Source organism: Streptomyces sp. CNT372, assembly GCF_000377145.1.
In genome coordinates, this window is the sequence record NZ_KB897784.1 from 25,200 (window position 1) to 41,843 (window position 16,644).

Below are 16,644 nucleotides of genomic sequence, written 5' to 3' on the forward strand. Positions count from 1 at the left end.
CCCGGCGGGCCGCCGCACCGCGTCGCGTCGGGGCCGGTCAGAGGGGCCAGGCGGCGGCGAGCATCGCCCGGGTGTCCCCCAGGAGCTGCGGCAGCACCTTCGTCGCGCCGATCACCGGCATGAAGTTGGTGTCGCCGCCCCAGCGGGGCACGATGTGCTGGTGCAGATGCGCGGCGATCCCGGCGCCGGCCGCCGCGCCCTGGTTGAGGCCGATGTTGAAGCCGTGGGCGCCGGACGCGGCCCGCAGCGCGGTCATCGCCTGCTTGGTCAGCAGGGCCAGTTCGGCGGTCTCCGCCTCGTCCAGCTCGGTGTAGTCGGCGACATGGCGGTAGGGCACCACCATCAGATGCCCGCCGTTGTAGGGGTAGAGGTTGAGCACGGCGTAGACGCGCTCACCGCGGGCCACGATCAGACCGTCCTCGTCGGACTTCTCCGGAATCGAGCAGAACGGGCAGCCGTCCCCGGCCCCCGGGCCGGTGGGCTTATTCTCGCCCTGGATGTACGCCATGCGGTGAGGCGTCCACAGGCGCTGGAACGCGTCAGGCGTCCCGACCCCGATCTGCTGCTCCGGCTCAGTCGTCATGCGGGCCAGCATATTCGTCACGGGTACGTGCCGAGGGGCGGCCCCGGACAGGGCCGCCCCTCGGTACGGACGGGTCGGATCAGACCTGGACGCGGCGCTCCACCACGTCGGCCAGCTTGGCGAGGGCGTCCTCGCGCGGGATGCCGTTCTCCTGGGAGCCGTCGCGGTAGCGGAAGGAGACCGTGCCCGCGTTCATGTCCTCGTCGCCGACGATGACCATGAAGGGGACCTTCTGCTTCTGCTGGTTGCGGATCTTCTTCTGCATCCGGTCCGAGGAGGAGTCCACCTCCACCCGCAGGCCCTTCTTCCTCGCGTCCGCCGCGAACGCCTGGAGGTACTCCACGTGCGCGTCGCCGATCGGGATGCCGACCGCCTGGACCGGGGCCAGCCACGGCGGCATCGCGCCCGCGTAGTGCTCCAGCAGGACCGCGAAGAAGCGCTCGATCGAGCCGAAGAGCGCGCGGTGGATCATGACCGGACGCTGCTTGGTGCCGTCCGGACCGGTGTACTCCAGGCCGAAGCGCTCGGGCAGGTTGAAGTCGAGCTGGACGGTCGACATCTGCCAGGTCCGGCCGATCGCGTCCCGCGCCTGCACGGAGATCTTCGGGCCGTAGAACGCGGCGCCGCCCGGGTCCGCGACGAGTTCCAGGCCCTGCTTCTCGGCGACCTGGCGCAGCGTCTCGGTGGCCTCCTCCCAGACCTCGTCCGACCCGACGAACTTCTCCGGGTCCTTGGTGGACAGCTCCAGGTAGAAGTCGTTCAGACCGTAGTCGCGCAGCAGGTTGAGGACGAAGGTGAGCGTGCGGTCCAGCTCCTGAGCCATCTGCTCCTTGGTGCAGTAGATGTGCGCGTCGTCCTGGGTGAAGCCCCGGGCTCGGGTCAGGCCGTGCACCACGCCGGACTTCTCGTACCGGTACACCGTGCCGAACTCGAAGAGGCGCAGCGGCAGTTCACGGTAGGAGCGGCCGCGCGCGTCGAAGACCAGGTTGTGCATCGGGCAGTTCATGGGCTTGAGGTAGTAGTCCACGCCCTCGTCGAGCTGCATGGGCGGGTACATGCCCTCGGCATACCAGTCGAGGTGCCCGGAGACCTCGAAGAGCTTCCCCTTGGTGGCGTGCGGGGTGTAGACGAACTCGTACCCCTCCTCCTCGTGCCGGCGGCGCGAGTAGTCCTCCATGACCCGGCGGATGATGCCGCCCTTGGGGTGGAAGACCGCGAGGCCGGAGCCGATCTCCTCGGGGATGGAGAAGAGGTCCAGCTCGTTGCCGAGCTTGCGGTGGTCGCGCTTCTCCGCCTCGGCGAGGAAGTCGAGGTAGGCCTTCAGCTCGTCCTTGGACGGCCAGGCGGTCCCGTAGATCCGCTGGAGCATCGGGTTCTTCTCGCTGCCGCGCCAGTACGCGGCGGCGTTGCGCATCAGCTTGAACGCCGGGATGGCGCGGGTGCTGGGCAGGTGGGGGCCCCGGCAGAGGTCCTTCCAGCACAGCTCGCCGGTCTTGGCGTCGAGGTTGTCGTAGATGGTCAGCTCGCCCGCGCCGACCTCGACGTCCGCGCCGTCGTCGGACGAGGCCGAGCCCTTGAGCCCGATCAGCTCCAGCTTGTACGGCTCGTCCGCCAGCTCCTCGCGCGCGGCCTCGTCGGTGACCACGCGGCGGGAGAAACGCTGGCCGCGCTTCTGGATCTCCTGCATCTTCTTCTCGACGGCCTTGAGGTCCTCCGGGGTGAAGGGCCGCTCGACGTCGAAGTCGTAGTAGAAGCCGTCCTTGACCGGCGGGCCGATGCCCAGCTTGGCCTCGGGGAACAGCTCCTGCACGGCCTGGGCCATGACGTGCGCGGTGGAGTGGCGCAGGATGTTCAGGCCGTCCTCGGAGGTGATCTCGACGGGCTCGACCTGCTCGCCGTCGCGCACCTCGTAGGTGAGGTCCTTCAGCTCGCCCGCGACCCGGGCGGCGACGATGCTGCGCTCGCCCGCGAAGAGCTCGGCGGCGGTAGTGCCCGTCGTCACCACGCGTTCTTCCCGCTCGGAATCGCGTTGGATGATCACACGGACGTCTGACACCGGTCTCTCCTGACTGAAGGCTGGTGCGCGGCCGGGTACGGCTCGCGCACCTGGAATCGTACCGAGCCGGTGGGGGCGCCCGCGAAACGGTTACGCGCCCGCGCCCCGGCCATGGTGATCGCCGTCCGGGCCGTCCGCGTCGTCCCCGTCGTCCCCGTCGTCCGGGCCGTCCGCGTCGTCCCCGTCGTCCGGGTCGTGGCCGGCGTCCTCGCCGTAGGGGCCGGGGTCCGGGTGCTCGCGCAGGGCCTTCATCAGCCGGTCCCGTTCGGCCTCGTCCACGCGGACGGCGGTGACCCGGCCGGGGTCGGCCAGCCGCCGGAAGCCGCCGCTGCTCTCCAGCCGCCCGGCGACCCGGACGGGGAGCCCGGCGAGGTGGGCCCGTCCGGCGGCGCGGTAGGCGTCGTCGTCGAGGACGACCCGCACGTGGGAGACCTCCGCCCCGGCGAGCACCCGCAGCCGTACGGTCCCGGGACCGCGCGGGTCGGTGCGGCGCAGCCGGACGACGGTGCCGGTGAGCCGGACGGGGACGGACGGTTCCTCCTGGAGGTAGCGCGCCGACGCCGCGCGCAGGGTGGCGAGGTCGCCCGCGGAGAACTCGACGGGTTCCATCCGGGCGGCACAGCCCCGGGGCACCCCGGCCGCGGGCGCCCAGTCCACGGCGATCCGCGCGCCCTCCGTGCCGCGCACCAGCGCGATCACGGCCTCGGTCAGCTCCCTGCTGACCCCGGCCCGGACGGCGGCGTCGAAGGCCTCCATGCCACCGGCAGCCCGCCGGTAGTCGACGGCTTCGCGGGCGGCCTGGAGGGCGTGGCACAGGCGGACGGCGACGGCGCGGCCGGAGCGGACGGGCACGAAGGCGGTGAGTGCGCGGCCACCGGTGGCGGGTTGGACGAGGACGCCGGACAGGGTGGCGAGCGCGGCTCTGCGGTGGCGTGCGCCGTGATAGCCGGCCGGTCCGCGGGCGGCGAGGGCACCGGCCATGAGCATCTGCCGTACCGCCGTGCGCAGTTGCTCCTCTGCGGTCCAGGAGACCGTACCGGAGGGGCCCTCGGGGATGTCGCGCCACCAGCGGATCTCGTCGCTCGGGACGGCGAGGGAGACGAGGACCTCCCGGGCGGAGGGGGCGGCGCAGCGGGCGAGGGCGGCGAGGGCCTCGCCGATGAGGTCCTCGCAGTCGGGGAAGGCGCGGTCCTCGGGGACCAGCAGGCTGGTGCCGTTAGCGGCGGGGCCGGGCGGGGTCCAGCGGCTGTAGCGGCCGGGGGCGCCCCCGCGCCGCCGCCAGCCGTGCCGGTCGAGGAGGGCACCGAGGACGGCGGGGTCGATCTGGGCGGGGTCGGGTGCGGTGCGGTCGCCCCAGGGGCCGGGGGCGCCGGCGGGGTGCGGGCGGCCGGGCGGGGGTACGGAGAAGCGGCCGGGGGCAGGCGCGCGGCGGTGGTGCTCGTCGAAGGGCCGGTGCATCAGGGTCTCCCTCCCGCGCCGACGCGCGTCATGATCTCGCAGAGCGCCCGGTCGTCGAAGATCCGCGAGGTGGGGACGCGCACGGTGGTCCGGCGCGCGCCGGTGACGGGATGCCCGGCGAGGTTGGTCCAGTAGCAGCAGTGGCGCAGATCGAGCCGGTCGTGTCCGGCGCGCAGCCACTCCTCCCTCGTCCTCGGCACGATCATCACGACGAGGATCTTGTGGACCGAGACCGGGGTGCGGGCCAGTTTCACCAGGTGGTCGTTGTCCAGCGTGAAGGAGAACGCGGGTCCGGGCGGGTGGGGCGGGAGCTGGTAGGTGGCCTTGAGCTGGACCTTGATGGTGACCTCGTCGTCGACGAGGTGGGCGGCGGAGCCGTGGCTGACGTGCCAGTCGATGCCGTTGTCCGGGAACGGCTGGGAGAGGGAGCAGCCGGCCGCGGCGGCGACGGCGTGCAGATAGCCCACCTGAAGGGTCTCCATGCAGGCGGTGGTGGCGAGTGCTCCGCGCAGGGGCGCGGCGGCCCGCTGCGGCTGGGGGCGCCTCCCGCCCGCGGGTGCCGGCCCTCCCGGTTCGGGCTGGGCGAGCGCCATGTCAATGTCCTTCCCCGTCACCTGTGTTGTGACCGGCCGGCGTGAGGCGCAAACAGTCCGGGTATCACCGCTTCGGGCAGGTTCGCTCCCATCTGCCAAGCGTGTGCGAGGAGTTCGGCGATGACGCACTGGTTCGACGGCCCGCTGGCCGCATTTGACACGGAGACAACCGGAGTGGACGTCGAGGAGGACCGGATCGTGTCGGCCGCCGTCGTCGTCCAGGACACACCCGGCGGACGGCCGCGCATCACACGGTGGCTGGTCAACCCGGGGGTGCCCGTACCCGCCGCCGCGACGGAGGTGCACGGGCTGACGGAGGATCATCTGCAGCGCAACGGCCGCTGGCCGTCCCCGGTGATGGAGGAGATAGCGCGGGCGCTCGCGGACCAGTGCGCGGCCTCGCGTCCCCTGGTGGTGATGAACGCGCCGTTCGATCTGACCATCCTGGACCGGGAGTTGCGCCGTCACCGGGCGTCCTCGCTGGCCCGCTATCTGGACCACGCGCCGCTGTGCGTGCTGGATCCCCGGGTGCTGGACAAGCATCTGGACCGGTACCGCAAGGGCCGGCGCACCCTGACCGATCTGTGCGCGCAGTACGAGGTGGTGCTGGACGGCGCCCATGACGCGGCGGCGGACGCGCTGGCGGCGATGGAGGTCGTCCGGGCGGTCGGACGGCGCTTCTCGGGCCGGCTGGAACGGCTGTCGACGGCGGAGCTCCACACCCTCCAGGCGGTGTGGCACGCGGCCCAGGCGCGGGGCCTCCAGGCGTGGTTCGCGCGCAGCGGGACACCGGAGCCGGTGGACACGGCGTGGCCGCTGCGCCCGGAGCTGCCGGCCGCGGCGTGAGCGCCGCCTCACGGGCCCGCGAACGTGCGAGAGGCCGGTCCGTGGGACGGACCGGCCTCTCGGCTGGTGGGCGATACTGGGATCGAACCAGTGACCTCTTCGGTGTGAACGAAGCGCTCTCCCGCTGAGCTAATCGCCCGGGAACGCACTGAACCATACAGGGCCGCGAGCCCTTCGTTCAAACCGCTTCGAGCCAGGCAGCGAGTCCGCGCCGCCCGCTGCGCATCATCAGGGCGTGGTTGGCCCAAAACAGCGGCCGGCAGGGCAGAGCGAGGCGTCTCATCAGCGGTTTGCGGACGACGACCTCCTGTTCGTACAGGGCCCGGGTGCCGCCGCCGTGCGGGGTCAGGGTCCAGCGGGACCAGCCCTCCAGATCGCCTTCCAGGGCGACCTCCAGGACCCCCGCCCCGGGGTCGCGGCGCCGGGCGCGGGCGGTGACGTACAGGTCGTAGGGCAGCAGGGAGCGGAAGCGGGCGGTGCCGGACTCGGCGTCGGCGGGGGCGACTTCGCGTACCTCGGGCCACCAGCGGGGGTACTCCCCGGGCCGTTCCAGCACCCGGTAGACCGCCGGCGGCGGGGCGGGCAGGTCCCAGACGCTGCGGAAGCGGTAGCGGCACCAGTCCATGCCCCCAGTGTGCGGGTGCGGGGGGCCGGATGCCCCGCCCCGCCCCGTACTCATGCGGGAAGTGAGTACTCCGCCCCATGACCGCACGGGTGTGCGGGTCCACACTTCGGCGCATGGGACACGCACCACCACCCGCCGAGGAACTGTCGGCGATCGACGGCGAACTGCGCCGACTGGACGCACGCCGGGCGCAGTTGCTCGCCCGCCGTGCCTGGCTGCTGGCCGCGATGGGCCAGGCGGCCGCCGCGCGCCCGGCGGCCCCCGGGCCGTACGGCCCGCCCCGCGCGTCCGCTCCGCCGCGCGGCCCGTGGCCGCCGCAGGGCACTCAGGCGGCGGCCCGGCCGGCTTCGGGACCGGGTGCCCAGCATGTGCTGCTGACCCTGGGCGGTGTGCTGCTGGCGGTCGCGGCCATCGCGTTCACGCTGGTCAGCTGGGGCCACCTGGGGATCGGCGGGCGCGCGGCCGTGCTCGGCACGGTGACGCTGGCCGCGTTCGCCACCCCCGCCGCGCTGCTGCGCCGGGGCCTGACCTCGACGGCCGAGGCCGTGGGCGTCCTGGCCCTGGTGCTGTCACTGCTCGACGCGTACGCCCTGCACCGGGTGGCCTTCGCGGACGCGGACGGCCTCGCGTACACGGCGTGGGCGTGCGCGGTGCTGGCGGCGCTGTGGACGGCGCAGGGGCTGGCGTTCCCCCGGCTGCGCACGCCGCTGCCGGCGGCGGCGTGCGCCGGCCAGTTCGCGCTGCCGCTGTGGGCGCTGTCGGACGCGGTGGCGGGCCCGCCGGTGGAGTGGGCGCTGCTGGCGACGGCCGCGCTCGACGTGGCGGTGGTGCTGTGGGCGCGGCCGGTGGTGGTACGCGGGGTCGCGGGCACGGCCGCGGCGGTGTGGGGTGTGCTGGTCCTGCTGATCGGGGGCGCGACCTCGGTGGCGGCCGGCGCTCCGGTGGCGGCGCTCGAGCCGGGCGCGCTGCTGCTGGGCGCGGCCGGACTGGCGCTGTTCACGGCGTGGCGGATACGGGCGGCCGCGGTCGCCCTGTCGACGACCGCGGGGCTGGCCGCGGTCACGGCGGCGGGCGGGATCGCTGGCGCCGGTCTGCCGGACGGCTGGCCGGTGGTCGTGTACCTGCTCTGCGGCTCGGCGCTGCTCGCGGCGGCGCGGCCCGTCCTGCCGCGCGGGGTCCTGCGCGGCCTGGGTCTCGCCTCGGCCGTGATCCACGCGGCGGCCGCCCTGACCGCCCTCCCCCTGACCCTCCTCGCCCTGGTGGGCCCGGCCTCCCGCCTCGCCTCCGTCTGGCAGGGCCCTCCCCGCGACGCCCGCGCGGCCTCGGCCCTCGGCATCCCCCTCACCTCGGCCTCGACCGCGTCCGTCCTGGTGGTCCTGCTCCTGCTGACGGCGGCCTGCGCCCTGCTGTCCCTCCGCCCCTCGGCCCTCCCGGCATGGGCGCCGCCCGGCGACGGGGCCGCCCGGCCGGACCGGGGCGCCACGCCGGTGCCGCCGCGCGGCGCAGCCGGTCCCGCGCACCCGGGCGGCGCGCCCGCCGCGCACACCGTCCCTCCCGCGCCGCAGCGCCGGCCCGCGCTCCAGAACGCCGCGGCGGCCGGGGCCGTCGCTCTCGGGTGGGCGGCCGCGCTGGTCGTGCCGCCGGTCGCGGGGCTCGGCTACGCAAGCGCCGTGGTGTGGCAGCTCATCGTCGCGCTGGCCGCGACCGCGTGGGGCCTGGGCCGGTCCGGGGTCGCCCGGGCGGCGACCCCGTTCGGGGCGACGGCCCCCACCGTCGCCGCGCTGGTGTGCGGGCTGGCCACCTGCGTGAGCGCCGCCCTGCTCGCGCTCGGCACCCGGCCCGCCACCTTCGCCGTCCTCGGGACGCTGGTCGCGGCGCTGGCCGCCGGAGCGGTCCGTGCGTCCGGATCCGGGCGTTCCTCCGTGGCGGCCGGCGCGGCCGTCCTGGCGGCGACCGGTCTGGCGGGAGCGGTCGCGGGAGCGGCCGGGCTCGCCGCGACGGGCAGCGCGCTCGTGCTGCTCGCCGTCCCCGTCCTGGCCGCCCTCGCCGGCGCCCGGCTGGGCGGGAACCCGGTGGCCGTCACCGTCGAGGGCGCCTCGGTGGTCGCCGCCGTCCTGGCGGTCGGACTGGCCGCGGGCGGCGGCCCCGCCCCCCTCGCCCTCGTCCTGGCACTGTGCGGGGTGATCGCGGCGGGCACGGCTGTCCGCCCGGAACGCCGCCCGGTCGCCGGGTGGACCGCCGCCGCGCTGTTCCTGGCGGCTGCCTGGTTCCGGCTGTACGACTCCGAGGTCACCGCGCCCGAGGCGTACACCCTGCCGGTGACCGTGCCCGCTCTGGCCGTGGGATACCTGCGGATGCGCCGCGACCCGGCGGCCTCCTCGTGGACCGCGTACGCCCCGGGACTGCTGGTCACAGCGGTGCCGAGCCTGCTGCGGGTGTGGGGCGACGAGGACTGGCAGCGCCCACTGCTGCTCGGTGTGGCGGCCCTGGCCGTCACCCTCGCCGGTGCGCGGCTGCGGCTGCGGGCCCCGCTGCTGGTGGGCGGCACGGTGCTGGCCCTGGTGGGGGTGCACGAGCTGGCCCCGTACGTGGTCCAGGCCGTGGGCGTCCTCCCCCGCTGGCTGCCCCCGGCCCTCGCCGGTCTGCTGCTGCTCGCGGTCGGCGCGACCTACGAGCGGCGCCTGCGGGACGCCCGCCGGCTGCGGCGGACCCTCGCCGGCATGCGCTAGCCGGGGCGGCCGGGGAACGCCGAGGGCCCCGAGGACGATGTCCTCGGGGCCCTCGGTCCGGGTGGGCGATACTGGGTTCGAACCAGTGACCTCTTCGGTGTGAACGAAGCGCTCTCCCACTGAGCTAATCGCCCGGGCGCACCGCACACATTACCGCATGTCAGCGGGTGCCCAGCACCACTTCGCGATCAGCGGTCGGTCACTCGTCGATCTTCCACGGCAGGGCCAGTCCGAACTTCCAGAAGTACAGCGCGCACAGAGCTCCGGCGATCACCAGGCCGATGCTCGTGAGGATGATGTTGCGGCGGCGGACCTTGGGATCGAGGGCACGCTGGGCGGCCTCCGTGACCTTGCGCTTGGTCCAGCGCAGCACGAGCTGCGCCCAGACGAACTCGGTCGCCCAGATCGCCATGCCCGCGAAGATCACCACCCAGCCGGGGCCGGGCAGCACCAGCATGGCCGCGCCCGCGCAGACGACCGCGAGGCCGACCACGAAGACGCCGACCTGCCAGCTGATGTGCAGGGTTCTGGAGCGCTTGATGAAGTGCGGCGCCCGCGAACCGAGCGGCCTCTCGGCCTCCGTCTCCCCCGCCGGGTCCGCCGGCCGCGCCGGTCCCGTCGTCACGTCCCCCGTCACGGTGCCGGTGGCCGTCGTCCCCGCGACGGCCCCTGCCCGCTCGTTACTCTCCGCATGCATGACCCCCAACCTACCGGATCCGGCGGGATCACCGGTATGGCCGAATAACGCCAGGTGATACACCGCCGTACGGGCGACTTGAAGGATCACAAAACGGGCAGAGGGGTTTACAACGGCACCGTAGGTGGCATGTCGATTTCGCCGACGTGCGAATCCCCGAGCGCACACTGAGCGAAAGGCCCTGGCGCTTATGAACACCACGGTCAGCTGCGAGCTGCACCTGCGCCTCGTTGTATCGAGCGAGTCCTCACTGCCTGTACCCGCGGGCCTGCGGTATGACACGGCCGATCCCTATGCCGTGCACGCCACCTTCCACACCGGAGCCGAAGAGACGGTCGAATGGGTCTTCGCCCGCGACCTTCTCGCCGAGGGGCTGCACCGCCCCACCGGCACCGGCGACGTCCGTGTCTGGCCGTCCCGCAGCCACGGTCAGGGCGTCGTCTGCATCGCCCTCAGCTCCCCGGAAGGCGAAGCCCTGCTGGAGGCCCCGGCGCGGGCCCTGGAATCCTTCCTCAAGCGGACCGACGCCGCGGTGCCGCCCGGCACCGAACACCGGCACTTCGACCTCGACACCGAGCTCTCGCACATCCTGGCCGAAAGCTGAGCCAGGCGCTGGGCCGCACGGCGCCGTCCGTCTCGGGGAGACGGCGCCGCGCGGAAAGTCCCCTGTAGGACGCGGCGGGCGCCGCCGTCACGGAATCCACCGTGATGGCGGCGCTGCTGCGTTCGGGGCACGAACCGCTAGAGTCGGCGCAATTCGGCGGGCACCGGCCCGCGGCAGCCCAGGGAGCGAATCGTGCTGATTCCCCACGACACCCGTATCGCCCTCGACACCGTCGTCGATCTGGTGAACACCGCGCCCGAGGACGGCCGGGAGGACGGACTCCCGGACATCAGGGCGCTCGAGGAATTCGTCCGCAGCCACCACGTCAGCGATGTGAACGAGCTCGCACAGCGGGACCTGAAGGCGATCCAGCAGGTCCGCGCCCGGTTCGCCGAGGTGTTCGCCGCACCCGACAGCCGTACCGCCGCCCGGCTGATCAACCAGCTCGTCGCCGCCGCCGGTACGACACCGCAGCTCACCGACCACGACGGCTACGACTGGCATGTCCACTACTTCGCCCCGGGCGCCTCCGTCGCCGACCATCTCGCGGCGGACTGCGGGATGGCCCTGGCGTTCATCGTCGTGGCCGGCGAGCAGGAGCGGCTGCGGCGCTGCGAGGCGCCGGACTGCGGGCGGGCCTTCGTGGACCTGTCGCGGAACCGCTCGCGGCGCTACTGCGACAGCCGGACCTGCGGCAACCGCCTCCATGTCGCGGCCTACCGGGCACGGCGCAGGGAGGCCGCGGCGGGCTGACCCCCCGCCGCACGGGTTGAAGACCGGGCTAGAGCAGCAGCAGGTCGTGCACGGCGGCCATCAGCAGCAGGACGCCGATCACCGTCAGGAAGATCATCAGGGGCGGCTGGGAGAGCGCGAACAGGCATCCGCGGGGCTCCGGGGTCGGTGCGGGGGGCTGCCCCCGTGAGGTATCGAGCATCTCCAGGGGATGATGGCGCAGCCGGAGGCGGCGAAATCCCCCAAAACGCCCTCACGGCGAGGCGGTTCACCACTTTCCGCAGCGCGAACGGTCGGCGTTCGAGCGCGAGCCCACGATGTGGACCCGGGCCGGCCCGGCGGGCCCCGGAGCGGGTCCGGGACCGTCGGCGGAGGTCCGGAGAACCAGACGAACCCCGACCGGGGACGGGTGCCCGCGTCCGGGCGGATGCCTAGCGTGGCTCCCATGCCCGCCAACGCTGAATTCGATCTCGGCCACTATCTCGCCCGCATCGGGTGGACCGCCCCGCCCCGGCCGGACGCCGCGACCCTGCGCGGCCTCAACCGCGCCCACATCCACGCCGTGCCCTTCGAGAACCTCGACGCCCTGGGCGGCGCCGCCCCCTCGCTGGCCATGCCGGACCTGGTGGCCAAGCTGCTGGACAGCCGTCGCGGCGGCTACTGCTACGAGCACAACACCCTCTACGCCGCCGCCCTGGAGACGATCGGCTTCCGGGTGACAGGGCTGGCGGCCCGGGTGGTCATGGGCGCCGAGACCCTGGAGAGCAGGCCGCGTACGCATATGGCGCTGCTGGTCCGGGTGCCCGGGGAGGAGCACCCGTATCTGGCCGACGTCGGCTTCGGGGCGCCCGGCTCGCTGCTGGAGGCGGTGCCGCTGGTCCCGGACACCGAGTTCTCCTCGGGGCGGCGGCGCCACCGGCTGGTGCACGCCCCGCACGACGGACCGCTGACGCTCTGGGTGCTCCAGCACCGGGACGCCGGCGCCGGGTCCTGGGAGAACCAGTACGCCTTCACCGTGGAGCCCTTCGAACGGCCGGACTACGAGGTGATCAACTGGCATGTGGCCACCAACCCCCGGTCGCCGTTCAGCAACCGCCCGTATCTTCAGCACACGGCCGAGGAGGTGCACCGGGCGCTCGACGGGCGGCGGCTGACCGAGACCTGGGCCGACGGCCGGGTGGTGACACGGGAGCTGTCGACCGAGGAGGAGGCCCGGCGGGTGGTGGCCGAGGGGTTCGGGATCGACCCGCCCGAGGGCCTGAAGCTCCTGCCGTAGGCGACCGACGGGACGGGCCTTCAGATGCCGTGTTTCTTGAGGATCGCCTCGATGTCGCTGAAGTCGTCGTCCGCGGCGGCCTGCTGCTTCTCGGGGGTCTGCGGGCGGGCCTGCGGGGTGGCGGGCCGGGCGCCGGTGCCCAGGGAGGGGGCCGAGGCGCGGGGCTCGACGGCCTCGTTCCCGCCGCCCGCCGCGGCGGCCCGGCGCTCCTTGCGGGTCGGCACCCCGCGCCGGCGTTCCGCGAGGCGGGTGGTCATGAAGAGCAGCCATGCCCCGCCGAGCCGGCCGAAGCCCACCCACGCGGAGACGCTGAAGGCCGTGTCGAAGGCCCACTGCACGGCGCCCGTGAGGACCAGGCCCACGGGGATGAGCGAGTAGGCCGCGATCCGGGTCGCGGCCAGGAAGCGCCTGCGGTAGGCCGTCACGGCGGCGATGCCCAGGCCGGCGGCGGACACCGCGGAAAAGATGGTCTCGGCAAGCATCCGGTCCTCCAGGCTCGGCGGGCGAGGGTGCGGCTGCGGTGCGGCCGCACCCCGCCGTCCCTGCGTCGTCCTCTCCATCCTGCACCGTCCGGCCCGCTCGGGGCCACGGCCGGGGCCCGGCTCAGGGGGATCTCCGGGGCGGCCTCCTCCTCAGGGGCCCCGCAGGGTCCTCGTTCGGCGGCCGCCCGCGCTGCTGGAAGACTGGGGCCATGAGCGACTCCACCACCGCCCGCCCCGTCGTCGTCGACGTCTGGTGCGAGCTCCAGTGCCCCGACTGCCGCAGCGCCCTGGACGACGTCCGCGCGCTGCGTGAGCGGTACGGCGACCGGATCGAGCTGCGGCTGCGGCACTTCCCCCTCGTGAAGCACAAGCACGCCTTCGCCGCCGCCCAGGCCGCGGAGGAGGCCGCCGAGCAGGGCAAGGGCTGGGCGTACGCGGAGGCGGTGCTGGCGCGCACGGCGGAGCTGGGCGAGCACGGGGAGCCGGTCCTGCTGGAGGTCGCGCGTGAACTGGGCCTGGACGCGGAGGAGTTCGACACCGCGCTCATCGACGGCCGGCACATCCTGGCGGTCGACGCCGACCAGGCCGAGGGCAAGGCGATCGGGGTGACGGGCACGCCGACGTACGAGGTCGACGGGGTCCGGCTGGACGGGGGCAAGAGCCAGGAGGGACTGCGCGCCCGGATCGAGGAGATCGTGGACCGGCTGCTGGGCGCCGGGCAGCCGTAGCCGGCCCCCCGGCGCACCGCCGGGACTCAGAGCAGCCGTTTGGTGAAGTTGCGGTGGGTGGTGCGGTAGCCGAGGGACGCGTACAGGGTGGCGGCCGGGGTGTTGCCCGCGAAGACATGGAGTCCGACGGCGCCGTGGCCCGCCTCGTGGGCGATCCGCTCGGCGAGGAGCATCAGGGTCCGCCCGTGGCCCCGGCCGCGGTGGGCCTCGGCCACCTCGACGTCGTAGACGTACGCCTCCCGCTCCCCCGCCTCCGTCTCGCGGTCGGCGACCCAGAGGTGGCCCACCTCGGCGCCGTCCGCGTGGAGGTGGTGGAGGCGGACGCCGGGGGTGGCGGGACCCTCGGGCAGGAGCTGGGCGTGGACCGTCTCGGAGCGGGCGAGGGCCTCGTCCTCGGGGACGCCGGCGGAGATCCAGTCACGGGCGTACTGGCGGACCGCGTGGGCGCGCCAGCGGTCGAAGGCGGCCCGGTCCATGGGGCGCGCCTCGGTGCCGGCGGGGAGGCCGGGGGCGGGGCCGGTGAGCTGTTTGACCATGGTGCGGCCGCGTTCGGTCCAGCCGAGGGCGACCGCCATCCGCAGGGCGGGCTCCGCGTCGGCGGGCACGGTGGCGCGGGCCTCGGGGCAGTCCCAGCCGCGCAGCACCTCCTCGGCGGCGAGGGCCGCGACCGTGCCCCGGCCCCGGCGCCGGTCCGGCTCGTCGATCCGCAGGTCCCGGACGCGGCCGAGGGGGCGCCCCCGGGGAGCGGGGTCGGCGGCGAGCGAGACGCCGCCGACCCGGCGGCCGTTCACGCACACGTCGTAGTCGCGCGCCCGGCCGCCGACCGGGTCCTGCCGAATCGGCCCGGTGGGCCGCAGAGTTGTGGTCATCGAGGACTTTCTACCTGCCCGGGGCCCGCCTGACACCACCCGGTGGGTTCGGGTCAGCGCGGGTCCGGGTCCGCGGCGGCGCGTTCCTCGAAGACGCGCATGGCCTTGGCGGTGACCGGGCCGGGCCCGGGTGCGAGCTCGCGGTCGTCGACGCGGACGACGGCCTGGACGTCGCGCAGGGTGGAGGTCAGGAAGATCTCCTCCGCCGCGTACAGGGCGTCCAGGGGGAGGTCGGTCTCCCGGGCGCCGGTCCACTCGACGGTCAGGGCGCGGGTGATACCGGCGAGGCAGCCGGAGGCGACGGGCGGGGTGTGCAGTTCGCCGTCGAGGACGAGGAAGACGTTGGAGCCGGTGCCCTCGCAGAGCCGCCCCACGGTGTTGGCGAAGAGGGCCTCGGAGGCACCGTGTTCATGGGCGCGGGCGAGGGCGACCACGTTCTCCGCGTACGAGGTGGTCTTGAGGCCGGTCAGGGCGCCGCGCTCGTTGCGGGTCCAGGGGACGGTGACGGCGGCGGTGGTGTCGGGGCGGCGGGTGGTCCCGCCGACGGCGACCACGAGGGTGGGACCGGCGGTGCCGCGGTCGGAACCGAGAGGGGAGAGCCCGCCGGTGTAGGTGATCCGCAGCCGGCCGAGCGGCACCGGGTTGGCGGCGAGGACGGCCTCACAGGCGCGGCGGACCTCGTCGTGGTCGGGCTCGGGCAGGCCGAGGCCCCGGGCGGAGCGGGTGAGCCGCTCCAGATGGCGGGTGAGAGCGAAGGGCCGCCCGTGCTCCGCCTTCACGGTCTCGAAGATGCCGTCGCCCACGGTCATGCCGTGGTCCAGCACGGACACCAGGGCGTTCCCGGCGTCCTTGAGCCCGCCGTCGACCCAGATCCTCATCCCGCAGTCCTTCCGCTCGCCCGGTACGCGCCCGACGCTATCGCGAGCAGCCGGGACGCCTTGAGTTCGGTCTCGGCCCACTCACGGTCCGGGTCGGAGCCCCAGGTGATCCCGGCGCCGGTGCCGAAGCGGACGGCGGGGCCGCCGGGGGCGGTCCGGTCGAGCCAGAAGGTGCGTATGCCGACCGCCAGCTCGCCGGTTCCCCGGTCGGCGTCGACCCAGCCGATGCCGCCGCAGTAGGGGCCCCGGGGGGCGGTCTCCAGGGCGTCGATGATCCGCAGGGCGCTGGACTTGGGGGCGCCGGTGACCGAGCCGGGCGGGAAGGCGGCGGCCAGCAGTCCGGGCCAGCCGGCCGTGGCGGCCAGCTCGCCGCGGACCGTGGAGACCAGGTGGACGAGGCCGGGGTGCTCCTCGACGGCGCAGAGGGCGGGGACGGTGACGCTGCCGGTGGCGCAGACCCGGCCGAGGTCGTTGCGGACCAGGTCCACGATCATCACGTTCTCGGCGTGGTCCTTCTCCAGCAGGTCCCCCGCGGTGCGGCCGGTGCCCTTGATCGGGCCGGACTCGACGGTGCGGCCGGTGCGGCGGAGGAAGAGCTCGGGGGACGCGGTGGCGATCTCCACACCGTGCGCGGGGAGGCGGATCGTTCCGGCGTAGGGCGCCGGGTTGCCCCGGGCGAGCAGGGCGGTCAGCTCGTCGACGTCCGCGCGCTCCGGTTCGGGCAGCGGGGCGGAGAGGATGCGGCAGAGGTTGGCCTGGTAGACCTCGCCGGCCGCGATGTGCTCCCGGATCCGGCGCACACCCGCCGTGTACGCGGCGCGGTCGAGGGACGACACCCAGTCCTCGGCGGCGGGTCCGCGCCAGCGGCCGGGGACGGGCTCGGGCACCGGCGCGCGGCGCACATCGCCGAAGCGGGCGCAGGTCAGCCGCCCCTCGAAGTCGGCGGACACCGCCCAGAAACCGGCGGAGTCCAGGGCCGCGGGGTCGCTGGTGACGTCCCGGAGATCCGTGGCGACGAGGGGCCCGAAGCGGGCGAGGGGAGCGAGGTCGTGCACGTCTGCGAGTGTAGGACCGGGCGGAACGCGGGGGTCGGGCGCGGGCGGTGCGGCGGCCCGTGAGCTGCCGTGACGGGCACATACCTCAGCACGCTGCACAAACGCGTTTTTGTCCTGGCCCCGGAATCCGCTAGAGTTCAACACGTCGCCGGGACGCGCAAGCGGACCGGGAAACGACAGGCGGACGTGGCTCAGTTGGTAGAGCATCACCTTGCCAAGGTGAGGGTCGCGAGTTCGAATCTCGTCGTCCGCTCGAGAAACGGGGGATCTTCCCGGACCCCCGCACTCCGGGTGGAGTGGCCGAGAGGCGAGGCAACGGCCTGCAAAGCCGTCTACACGGGTTCAAATCCCGTCTCCACCTCCACGGACGATTAGCTCAGCGGGAGAGCGCTTCCCTGACACGGAAGAGGTCACTGGTTCAATCCCAGTATCG

General features: G+C 74.1%; 17 protein-coding genes and 4 tRNA genes. 8 read left to right on the forward strand and 13 right to left on the reverse strand.

From position 1 onward, the window contains the following. Positions 1 to 37 precede the first annotated feature (37 nt). The 4 genes from C593_RS0118990 to C593_RS0119005 form a co-directional block, all read right to left on the reverse strand. Positions 38 to 595 carry an HIT family protein gene (locus tag C593_RS0118990; RefSeq protein ID WP_018848894.1) on the reverse strand — a complete coding sequence of 186 codons (558 nt, stop codon included), beginning with the start codon at positions 593 to 595 and terminating at the stop codon, positions 38 to 40. A 67-nt stretch (positions 596 to 662) separates the two neighbouring features. Beyond that, positions 663 to 2,639 (reverse strand): threonine--tRNA ligase, encoded by a 1,977-nt coding sequence (gene thrS, locus C593_RS0118995; RefSeq protein WP_026277840.1) that lies wholly within the window; start codon positions 2,637 to 2,639, stop codon positions 663 to 665. A 90-nt stretch (positions 2,640 to 2,729) separates the two neighbouring features. Beyond that, positions 2,730 to 4,097, reverse strand: a complete 1,368-nt coding sequence (locus C593_RS0119000; RefSeq protein WP_018848896.1) for a hypothetical protein — start codon at positions 4,095 to 4,097, stop codon at positions 2,730 to 2,732. After that, positions 4,097 to 4,690 carry a DUF4365 domain-containing protein gene (locus C593_RS0119005; protein ID WP_018848897.1) on the reverse strand — a complete coding sequence of 198 codons (594 nt, stop codon included), beginning with the start codon at positions 4,688 to 4,690 and terminating at the stop codon, positions 4,097 to 4,099. Before C593_RS0119005 ends, C593_RS0119000 begins: the two co-directional genes overlap by 1 nt. Positions 4,691 to 4,810: 120 nt before the next feature. Here C593_RS0119005 and C593_RS0119010 point away from each other — a divergent pair, with 120 nt between their 5' ends. Further along, positions 4,811 to 5,536 carry a 3'-5' exonuclease gene (locus C593_RS0119010; protein WP_018848898.1) on the forward strand — a complete coding sequence of 242 codons (726 nt, stop codon included), beginning with the start codon at positions 4,811 to 4,813 and terminating at the stop codon, positions 5,534 to 5,536. Between the two features lie 64 nt (positions 5,537 to 5,600). Here C593_RS0119010 and C593_RS0119015 read toward each other — a convergent pair. Both C593_RS0119015 and C593_RS0119020 read right to left on the reverse strand, forming a co-directional pair. Then, a tRNA-Val gene (locus C593_RS0119015) sits at positions 5,601 to 5,675 on the reverse strand. A gap of 39 nt (positions 5,676 to 5,714) precedes the next feature. Continuing rightward, the gene (locus tag C593_RS0119020) at positions 5,715 to 6,161 is read right to left on the reverse strand and encodes an SRPBCC family protein (RefSeq protein WP_018848899.1); all 447 of its coding nucleotides are present in this window, start codon (positions 6,159 to 6,161) and stop codon (positions 5,715 to 5,717) included. A gap of 113 nt (positions 6,162 to 6,274) precedes the next feature. On the opposite strand from C593_RS0119020, the gene C593_RS0119025 reads away from it, so the two are divergent. Next, entirely contained in the window at positions 6,275 to 8,890 is a 2,616-nt protein-coding gene (locus C593_RS0119025; protein ID WP_018848900.1) for an SCO7613 C-terminal domain-containing membrane protein, read from the forward strand. 62 nt (positions 8,891 to 8,952) lie between these two features. Here C593_RS0119025 and C593_RS0119030 read toward each other — a convergent pair. Both C593_RS0119030 and C593_RS0119035 read right to left on the reverse strand, forming a co-directional pair. Then, positions 8,953 to 9,024 (reverse strand) — tRNA-Val (locus tag C593_RS0119030). Between the two features lie 65 nt (positions 9,025 to 9,089). Continuing rightward, complete coding sequence (locus C593_RS0119035; RefSeq protein WP_018848901.1) at positions 9,090 to 9,587, reverse strand: TIGR02611 family protein; 498 nt, start codon at positions 9,585 to 9,587, stop codon at positions 9,090 to 9,092. Positions 9,588 to 9,777: 190 nt separating this feature from the next. Here C593_RS0119035 and C593_RS0119040 point away from each other — a divergent pair, with 190 nt between their 5' ends. Further along, positions 9,778 to 10,191 carry an SsgA family sporulation/cell division regulator gene (locus C593_RS0119040; protein ID WP_003959770.1) on the forward strand — a complete coding sequence of 138 codons (414 nt, stop codon included), beginning with the start codon at positions 9,778 to 9,780 and terminating at the stop codon, positions 10,189 to 10,191. A 192-nt stretch (positions 10,192 to 10,383) separates the two neighbouring features. Next, positions 10,384 to 10,944, forward strand: a complete 561-nt coding sequence (locus tag C593_RS0119045) for a CGNR zinc finger domain-containing protein (RefSeq protein ID WP_018848902.1) — start codon at positions 10,384 to 10,386, stop codon at positions 10,942 to 10,944. 28 nt (positions 10,945 to 10,972) lie between these two features. Here the strand turns inward: C593_RS0119045 and C593_RS33390 are convergent, their stop codons facing one another. Then, the gene (locus tag C593_RS33390; protein ID WP_018848903.1) at positions 10,973 to 11,125 is read right to left on the reverse strand and encodes a hypothetical protein; all 153 of its coding nucleotides are present in this window, start codon (positions 11,123 to 11,125) and stop codon (positions 10,973 to 10,975) included. 243 nt (positions 11,126 to 11,368) lie between these two features. Here C593_RS33390 and C593_RS0119055 point away from each other — a divergent pair, with 243 nt between their 5' ends. Beyond that, positions 11,369 to 12,199, forward strand: a complete 831-nt coding sequence (locus C593_RS0119055) for an arylamine N-acetyltransferase (protein ID WP_018848904.1) — start codon at positions 11,369 to 11,371, stop codon at positions 12,197 to 12,199. Between the two features lie 20 nt (positions 12,200 to 12,219). Here the strand turns inward: C593_RS0119055 and C593_RS0119060 are convergent, their stop codons facing one another. Then, positions 12,220 to 12,681, reverse strand: a complete 462-nt coding sequence (locus C593_RS0119060) for a hypothetical protein (RefSeq protein ID WP_018848905.1) — start codon at positions 12,679 to 12,681, stop codon at positions 12,220 to 12,222. A gap of 209 nt (positions 12,682 to 12,890) precedes the next feature. Here C593_RS0119060 and C593_RS0119065 point away from each other — a divergent pair, with 209 nt between their 5' ends. Continuing rightward, positions 12,891 to 13,409: a DsbA family protein gene (locus C593_RS0119065; protein ID WP_018848906.1), complete on the forward strand. Its 519-nt coding sequence runs from the start codon at positions 12,891 to 12,893 to the stop codon at positions 13,407 to 13,409. A 26-nt stretch (positions 13,410 to 13,435) separates the two neighbouring features. Here C593_RS0119065 and C593_RS0119070 read toward each other — a convergent pair whose 3' ends face one another. The 3 genes from C593_RS0119070 to C593_RS0119080 are packed head-to-tail and all read right to left on the reverse strand — an operon-like array spanning position 13,436 to position 16,211. Then, positions 13,436 to 14,278 (reverse strand): GNAT family N-acetyltransferase, encoded by an 843-nt coding sequence (locus C593_RS0119070; protein WP_018848907.1) that lies wholly within the window; start codon positions 14,276 to 14,278, stop codon positions 13,436 to 13,438. A 53-nt stretch (positions 14,279 to 14,331) separates the two neighbouring features. Next, positions 14,332 to 15,156 (reverse strand): aminodeoxychorismate lyase, encoded by an 825-nt coding sequence (locus C593_RS0119075; RefSeq protein WP_018848908.1) that lies wholly within the window; start codon positions 15,154 to 15,156, stop codon positions 14,332 to 14,334. Next, entirely contained in the window at positions 15,153 to 16,211 is a 1,059-nt protein-coding gene (locus C593_RS0119080; RefSeq protein WP_018848909.1) for a chorismate-binding protein, read from the reverse strand. Before C593_RS0119080 ends, C593_RS0119075 begins: the two co-directional genes overlap by 4 nt. Before the next feature lie 180 nt (positions 16,212 to 16,391). Here C593_RS0119080 and C593_RS0119085 point away from each other — a divergent pair. Continuing rightward, positions 16,392 to 16,464 (forward strand) — tRNA-Gly (locus C593_RS0119085). 37 nt (positions 16,465 to 16,501) lie between these two features. After that, a tRNA-Cys gene (locus C593_RS0119090) sits at positions 16,502 to 16,575 on the forward strand. Positions 16,576 to 16,644 lie beyond the last annotated feature (69 nt).